At 63.4% G+C, this 5,744-nt stretch carries 6 protein-coding genes; 3 read left to right on the top strand and 3 right to left on the bottom strand.

Annotated features, from left to right (window positions below; genetic code table 11):
• Window positions 1-1,204, bottom strand: a 1,204-nt coding sequence (locus FLM9_RS01940; protein ID WP_143324555.1) for a GspE/PulE family protein, incomplete at its 3' end; no start/stop codon positions are given.
• A 127-nt stretch (window positions 1,205-1,331) separates the two neighbouring features.
• On the opposite strand from FLM9_RS01940, the gene grpE reads away from it, so the two are divergent.
• On the top strand, window positions 1,332-2,195 hold the full coding sequence (gene grpE / locus FLM9_RS01945; RefSeq protein WP_074457009.1) for a nucleotide exchange factor GrpE: 864 nt from the start codon (window positions 1,332-1,334) through the stop codon (window positions 2,193-2,195).
• On the opposite strand, the gene FLM9_RS01950 is transcribed toward grpE, so the two are convergent.
• Together FLM9_RS01950 and FLM9_RS01955 are read right to left on the bottom strand one after the other, a co-directional pair.
• Window positions 2,167-2,889: an NnrU family protein gene (locus tag FLM9_RS01950; RefSeq protein WP_180365267.1), complete on the bottom strand. Its 723-nt coding sequence runs from the start codon at window positions 2,887-2,889 to the stop codon at window positions 2,167-2,169. The two genes, grpE and FLM9_RS01950, sit on opposite strands and share 29 nt — an antisense overlap.
• 10 nt (window positions 2,890-2,899) lie before the next feature.
• The gene (locus FLM9_RS01955; protein ID WP_074457011.1) at window positions 2,900-3,667 is read right to left on the bottom strand and encodes a DUF8623 domain-containing protein; all 768 of its coding nucleotides are present in this window, start codon (window positions 3,665-3,667) and stop codon (window positions 2,900-2,902) included.
• A gap of 57 nt (window positions 3,668-3,724) precedes the next feature.
• Between FLM9_RS01955 and FLM9_RS01960 the strand changes: the two genes are divergently transcribed.
• Together FLM9_RS01960 and FLM9_RS01965 are read left to right on the top strand one after the other, a co-directional pair.
• Entirely contained in the window at window positions 3,725-4,798 is a 1,074-nt protein-coding gene (locus FLM9_RS01960; protein WP_074457012.1) for a UDP-N-acetylglucosamine--N-acetylmuramyl-(pentapeptide) pyrophosphoryl-undecaprenol N-acetylglucosamine transferase, read from the top strand.
• Window positions 4,799-4,880: 82 nt separating this feature from the next.
• Window positions 4,881-5,744 (top strand): family 10 glycosylhydrolase (locus tag FLM9_RS01965; RefSeq protein ID WP_143324556.1); only part of this gene is annotated, 864 nt, incomplete at its 3' end.

Consider the following 5,744-nt stretch of genomic DNA (forward strand, 5'->3'; position numbering starts at 1 on the left):
CACGGCGCAGCAACCGTTGCGACACCACCCCCAGGAGGGAGGCCGCCACCAGAAACGGCTCAATGCCCATCTCCTGCAGGCGCACGATGGCGCTGGGGGCGTCGTTGCAGTGGAGGGTGGTGAGCACCAAGTGGCCGGTGAGGGCCGCCTCAACGGCGATTTTGGCGGTCTCCCGGTCCCGGGTTTCCCCCACCAGTAACACGTCCGGGTCCTGGCGCATGAAGGCCCGCAGCACCTTGGCGAAATCCAGGCCCTTCTCCCGGTTGACCTGGGTCTGGGTAATGCCGGGCAGGGTGTACTCCACCGGATCCTCCACGGTGCTGATGTTGATACCCGGCTGGTTGAGCAGGGCCAACAGGGCATAGAGGGTGGTGGATTTGCCCGAACCGGTGGGACCGGTAACCAGAACCATGCCGTGGGGACGCGTGCCCATGGCCTGCACTGCAGTGCGCACCGCCTCGTTGGTGATCAATTGATCCAGACCCAACTGCACCGTGTTGTGATCCAGCAGCCGCAGGCAGATCTTTTCCCCATGGCGACTGGGCAGGCTGCTGACGCGGAAGTCCACGGTGCGGCCCTGGAAGCGGCGGCGGATGCGCCCGTCCTGAGGAAGGCGCCTCTCGGCAATGTCCAGGTCTGCCATGATCTTGAAGCGGGAGGTGACGGCGGGAATCATCTGCTTAGGTAACCCGCTGTAGGTTGTCTGCAGCACCCCGTCCTGGCGCAGACGCACCACCAGTTCGTTTTCCTGGGGTTCCACGTGGATATCGCTGGCCCCTTGGCTCAGGGCTTGCATAAGGATTTTGTCTGCCATGGCCACTGCCGGCGAGGTATCCTCCGCTGCCACCACTGCTGCCAGGTCAGCGGCCTCGGCCTGGTTGCTCTGCTCGCTGGCGTCGCCAAGCTCACTCAGCTCGCCAGCCGGCTTCACCGCCTGATGCCCGTTGGCCAGGCGGCGGCCATGGAGGAGTTGTTGCTCCAGGTGTTGCAGCTCCTGCAGGCCGTGAACCGCCTGGGAAGAAAGGGCATGGCCAGCCAGATCCTCAAGACCCTGGGTCAAATTGTCTCCGCCGCTGCGGCAGCGCTGAAAGGCCATGCGCACCTGCTGCTCACTGCAGAATCCCTGACGGACCAGTTGCCATCCTGCCTCCGGCAGGGGGCCCGGCCCGGTTGGGGTCAGAGGTGGGAAGGATTGGCTGGTCATGTTGCCGGCTGGGTGCTGGGCTTGAGGTTTCCCACAAAGTGCGGCCTTCCCCCCACAGCCAGCCCTTGTAGCCAGGAACTATGAACTGCCAAGATGGGTTGTTCCCAGCAGTCCTTCACCCGTTGTCATGACCAGCCAGAACCACGGTCAGCCGATCCCCTCCACCGACCACGGCCCCGATCAAGGCCAGGTGCCCCCTTCTGGCGTCGTCATGCCCACCCCATCCGAGGCTGACTCATCCCCGGAGGCTGGGGCCAAGCCCTCTGCTCAAGGAGACGCAAACCAGGCAGACGGGGAGGAGGATTCGGAGCAGCCCCTGCCCTCAAGTCCTGGGGAGTCCGTGGAGGAGCGGGTGTTGAAGCTGGAACGACGGCAGGAGGAAACCATTGAGGAAGACATGGAGCAGCAACAGCCCCCCAGCCATGGGCTGCCCCTTGAGGAAAGAGTGTCAAAGCTGGAGCGATGGCAGGAGGCCATGGACCGGCAGTTCAAGCAGCAGCAGCAGCAACTGGAAGAAAAAGACAACCAGATCATGCGGCGTGCCGCTGAATTTGATAATTTCCGGCGGCGCAGTGAACGTGATCAAGACAAACTTAAACTGCGACGCACTTGTGCAGTCTTACGGGAGATACTGCCCGTTGTTGATGATTTCGAGAGGGCACGCAAAGCCCTGTCCCCTGCAAAACTCCACACACTCCATGCTCGGGATGTCCATCAAGACTATCAAGGAATCTACAAGCAATTGGTCACAGCCTTGAAGCGGCTGAACGTGTCATCCATGAAGGTTGAGGGCCAGATCTTTGATCCGTCTCTCCACGAGGCGGTGATGCGGGAGCGCAGCCACGAGTATGAAGAGGACGTGGTGATGGAAGAGTTGCAGCGTGGCTACCACCTGGAGGGGGAGGTGCTGCGCCATGCCATGGTGAAGGTGTCCATGGGACCAGGACCCGATGATGGATCCATCAGCTCAATAGATGATTCAAACGGGTGAAACTGAAGGCTGCCGTGGCGGCCCCAATCCAGCGGTGAGACCACCAGAACACCACCACGGCCAACAGAACGCCCCCATAGGCAGGGCGGAGGAATTCCGACAACACCAACTGCTGCCGTCCGTCCAGCACCGCTTGAAAGGGAAGGATGGAGGTGGTGCGGCGCATCTCTTCAAACGCCTCGCCAAAGCGTTGGTGTAGTCGCCGGTCCCCGTGCCACACGGCAAACAGGTGGTGGGCCACGAGCCCCAGGCTGGCCATGAGGGCAAAGCTGGTCCCCAGCCACAGGGTGTGGCTGAAGCACCAGAGCAGTTGGCCCACCATCTGGGGATGGCGGCTGACGCGCAGAATCCCGGTGCTGTAGAGACGCACCCGAGGCTTGAGCAGGGCCGGAATTTCCAGCAGGCGAAAGGTGGCTGGATAGAGGAAGACAAAACTCAAGGCCGTCAACACCCACACGGTAGGCGCCATGCCAGGCACCCCTTGCAGATTCCACAACCGCAGGCCGTCATAGCGATGGGTCAGGAAGTAAGCAACCAGCAGCACCGCCATGGGCAGGCTGGCGCCAACGAAGACCAGACGCCAAAGCCGGGGGCCCAGGTGCTGCTCTCCCCAGAACCGCAGGGCGGCGCCACCACTGTGAATGACCGCGAATCCCAGCAGCAGCAACAGCATCACCAGGCTGGTGTGATGCATGGGAACCACATCAGGGAACATTGGGTGGTGGCGCCAGGGGCGGTGTATCACGCACTTGTACCCGTTTGCTGGTCATCACCGTGCCGTCGGGGTGAACCAGCATGACGGTCCAGGTTTGGCCGCCGGCCGTATAGGGCGCCTGGACCCGTTTGAACAGGCCACCGGCATTGAGAGTGCCAAGCTGAATGGTGGGGGCACCCATGATCTCCACCTCGTCGCGGCTCACCTCCAGGATGCCCCCCGCCAACAGCCCGCTGTCCAGGGGATCGTCCAGGACCACGTCCACGTCGTAGCGTTGGCCGGTCAGCACGGCATCGGGGATTTGCAGGGTCACCGGCAACCTCTGATCGCCACTGTAGACCCATGACTCCTCCTGGAGCACCTCCTGGCTCAGGATCTGCCCCTGGTGGCTGGAGACCGCCAGAGTCTGGGTGGCCTCCAGTTGATAGACAACCCCTGCCACCTCACCCATACCGGTGACGGACAATTCCAAACGGGCCCGCCCATCCGGGAGGGGCCGGCCCTGGCTCACCTGCCATGTGAGGGGCCCAAAGCTCTCCGTCAGTCGCTCCAGCCAGGCGGTCAGTTGCTGGGCATCCACAGTCCCCTCCGGGCCAATCAAGGCCGTGAGCCCCGCAGTGTCGTTGTTGTTCAGCACTTGGCGGAGACGATCCACAAGCTGGCTTTCCAGTTGGGACGCCTGCCCAGGCTGCAGCAGGGAAGCACCAGCCACAACCCATGCTGTGGCGATGGACAGCAGCTTGGCGGAGATGGACATGGGATGTACTCCTGGACGCCTCTTGCCTACGGTACGGGTCTTCGCGGCATCATCGCCATGACACGCCTGCTGATTGCCGCCAGTGGCACCGGCGGCCACCTTTTCCCGGCCCTGGCGGTGGCAGAAAAGCTTCCCCATTGGGACATCCATTGGCTGGGAACGCGAGATCGCCTGGATGGACGTCTGGTACCCAAGCATTACCCCTTGCACTGGGTGGCCATGGGGGGCTTGCAAGGGGGGTGGCGGCTGCGGCTGCGGCGGCTGATTCAGTTGTTTGTGGCGGTGTGGGCTGTGGGACGGCTGCTGCACCGTAAGCAGATTACCCTGGTGTTCACCACAGGAGGGTACATTGCTGCCCCGGCCGTTCTGGCGGCACGGCTGGCTGGGCTGCCGGTCCTGCTCCATGAGTCCAATGCTGTTGCCGGCCGGGTCACCCGCCTGCTGGGGGGGTGCTGTAGCGGGGTGGCCCTGGGATGGAGTTCAACAAAGCTGAGCCGCCCACCCGCCCGCATCTGGCATACGGGAACACCGGTGCGCCCCCAGTTCTACCGCCCGGCCCCGTTGCCGGAATGGGTGCCCCGTGGATCCGGCCCCTTGCTGGTGGTGATGGGTGGCAGCCAGGGGGCCCGTGGCTTGAACCACATGGTGCGGCAGCAGGCCCGGCCTTGGCTGGAGGCAGGGTGTCGGCTGGTGCATCTCTGTGGGCGCAATGATCCGGAGATGGGCAGCTTGCGGGATCCGGCCTACGTGGAGCGCCCGTTCACCGAGGAGACGGCCGGTCTCCTGCAGTATGGGGACCTGGCCATCAGCCGCGCCGGAGCTGGCACCATCAGCGAACTAGCGGCAAGCCGCTGCCCGGCCATACTGGTGCCCTATCCCCATGCAGCGAATCAACATCAGGAAGCCAATGCCGCGGCGGTTGCCGCCTTTGGCGCCGCGGTCATCGTCCATGAAAGCCCCGATGGTGCCCCACTGGACCGCGCTGTCCGGCGCCTGCTGGAACCCCGCCTGTCCATGGGGACCCCTGCACGGGATCCACTGGTGGCCATGGCGGCCGCCATGGGACGCCTGGCCAGAAACGATGCAGCGGCGGACGTGGCGAAGGTGTTAGAAAACCTGCACCGGACCTGAGCCGGGCATCATCAGGCAGTCGCCAGATGCCACGCCGGTCCCTGTGGCTTATCACCGTCCATCCTCATCGAAGAAATTGGTCATGTTGATGCGGCTCTCACACACAGGAGCGCCTTGGCTCCTGCTCATCGCGCTTCTGATATCCGGGTGTTCCTACCCCCAAGACCACCTGAAACAAGACAACCTGACAGAGAATTCCCCAACGGACCCCTGCCCCGGCGCAACCTTCGAAGTGGGCCTTTGGGTACAGGCGGAGGGCGCCAACAGAACCCTGGACAGCCCGGAAGCAATCAGGGCACTGGTGCAACGGGCCCGGGCAACAGGGGTCACAGATATTTACGCTCAGGTTTATCGCTCGGGCCGCTCATGGTTCACAACCTCCCTGGCTGACGATTCTCCCGCACAGCGTTTTGGGCAGGAGCCCCTGACACTCCTGCTGGATTTGGCTTCCCAGGGACAAAACCACGGGTGCCCCATTCGTATCCATGCCTGGATCAACGCCTACGCCCTGGCCAAAAACCAAGACGCCCCCATTGTCCAGGAACTGGGGGAAGAAGCCGTCCTCCGGGATCGATACGGCCGCTCGCTTCTCGACTATCCCGCCTCGGGAGCACCCGAATGGGCGAAGGGTTTTGGCCCGGATACCCGGGGCATTTTTCTGGATCCGGGCAATCCTGACGTGCGCCAGCGCATCATCGACGTCGCGGCGCACCTGGTGAGCAACTATCCGCGACTGGCGGGGGTCCACCTGGACTACATCCGCTACCCCTACGGAGTGTTCATCTCACCAGACTCCCGCTTCTCGCCGCCTCTTGATTTTGGATATAACGAGGCCTCGGTATCCCGTTTTGAGCAAACAAGCGGGCGAACCGCCCCCCGTGCAGAGGCGCAAGTGACGGACGCCGATGTGGCAGCGTGGGACGACTGGCGGCGGGCGCAAGTGACG

This window comes from Candidatus Synechococcus spongiarum, from assembly GCF_900047545.1.
In the GTDB taxonomy this organism is placed as follows: Bacteria; Cyanobacteriota; Cyanobacteriia; order PCC-6307; family Cyanobiaceae; genus Synechococcus_B; species Synechococcus_B spongiarum_C.

What these genes read in the sequence shown, in the direction of transcription:
- grpE (WP_074457009.1), top strand. Translation starts at nt 1,332, where the DNA reads ATGACCAGCCAGAACCACGGTCAGCCGATCCCCTCCACCGACCACGGC.
- FLM9_RS01950 (WP_180365267.1), bottom strand. Translation starts at nt 2,889, where the DNA reads ATGCATCACACCAGCCTGGTGATGCTGTTGCTGCTGCTGGGATTCGCG.
- FLM9_RS01955 (WP_074457011.1), bottom strand. Translation starts at nt 3,667, where the DNA reads ATGTCCATCTCCGCCAAGCTGCTGTCCATCGCCACAGCATGGGTTGTG.
- FLM9_RS01960 (WP_074457012.1), top strand. Translation starts at nt 3,725, where the DNA reads ATGACACGCCTGCTGATTGCCGCCAGTGGCACCGGCGGCCACCTTTTC.